This window comes from Oceanobacillus massiliensis str. N'diop (assembly GCF_000285495.1).
GTDB lineage: Bacteria > Bacillota > Bacilli > Bacillales > Amphibacillaceae > Oceanobacillus > Oceanobacillus massiliensis.
In genome coordinates this window covers 1-1,532 of the sequence record NZ_CAER01000082.1, presented here as the reverse complement: position 1 = coordinate 1,532, position 1,532 = coordinate 1, and the positions used below count along the sequence as shown (strand labels likewise).

At 28.2% G+C, this 1,532-nt stretch carries 1 protein-coding gene; it reads right to left on the bottom strand.

The window, feature by feature from the left end:
* Positions 1 to 397: 397 nt before the first annotated feature.
* Positions 398 to 1,216, bottom strand: coding sequence for a hypothetical protein (locus tag OMHG_RS00095; protein ID WP_010647053.1), 819 nt, complete (start codon positions 1,214 to 1,216; stop codon positions 398 to 400).
* Positions 1,217 to 1,532: the final 316 nt, after the last annotated feature.

Sequence of the window (1,532 nt, the reverse complement as noted above, 5' to 3'; positions counted from 1 at the left end):
TATAATGGGTGGATTTTCCTCTATCCATTTCATCATCTTTCCATATAAATGTCCAAAAGAATAAGATTTAAATAATGTATTCAATTCTCTAACAACATCTATATCTAGTGTTTCATTTTTAAGGTAATAAATAATTTTACTAGCATTTTTATTTGCATTATCATAACCAACATACTTTTTATTCAGGATACCACTTGAAAAAATCGTATCTTTAATAGCTTTAAATAATCCAAATTTCTTTAAAATCGTAGTTTGCTCAGGATTAGGTAATGAGGCTGCATTTATATTCTGAACAAGTCTCCGTATAAAACCTGCAATTTCATCCTCTGGAATTAATTTATTCCTTAATAAAGTAATAGCTATATCCCAAAATGTTTCAGAGTAATTACCGATTTTCTTAAATTAAGAAGTCTTTCCAAAGTAACCGTATCAATTCTTTTTCTTCTGTACATAATATTAATCTATCAGGGAACATTTCAATAAATGACACAAATGTATCTTCATTGGAAACAACAAATTCCAAAAATGCTTTATTTAGAGCATCATTAGGTGAATAAGCTATTTCATTCCAAAAAGATTTCTGTTCTTCATTAGCGAAAGCATCAAGACTGACATAACCGGAATAAATTTCTTGAAGTAATTCTGAAAGCTCACCTTGTCTAACCACTAATGGTAGGTCATTTATTAAATAATAAAAATCTGTACCCGGTTTAGTAAATTTAGGATCAAAATGTTTTTTTATTTTCAGCAGTAATGCTTGTTTCCCCCCGTTTACTACAAATTTTGCAAGATTAGACTCAAGAAAAAGCCAAAATGATTCAACATGGCTATTTCCAATTATAGAATCCTTTGCATGTGCGCAATCATTCCTTTTCTTTCGCCAATATGATACTTCCTCAATTAAATCATTATTGATTAAAAATACTTTTCCCAGCTTTTTATGTTTTTCATTAATTGTAGTAAATACAGTTTCCTCCCAGACTTTATCATCTCTCAAGTCATTTCTTTTCTTTTTCCAGTCTTCCTCGTGATATAAATCTGGTGTATCACTGTTCAAGAGACGATCTCTTAAAGCTTTCATAAAACCCAAATAAGACATTAATAAGGAGGCTCTATATGCACCTACTCTGTAACACATAAAAGCTTCATCAAATAAGATCTGAGCATCTTCTGAAATATCTTGATTATGAATCCAACTTTCAAAATAAATTTTCAACCATGTCACCTGCTCTTATTATATTTATTATTTTATACTGTTATAATTGTATCAATAGAAGAGAATTTTCTTTAGTAATTGATACATTAGTTTCCATAGCAATCATCGAAATAATATAAATGTGAAAAAACTATATAAAATTCCAATTTAAACTATACAAGAAAAGTTGGACAATTCCTGTTATATCAGATAAATCATTAGAAAACAATCAATATTTTCTAAGTGAAAAATGGTGTAAAAAATGGTGTAAAATTATATAAAATTGTTTCGTATTGTAACTTATGCAAAACATATAAAAAACGCTCAAGAACATGAT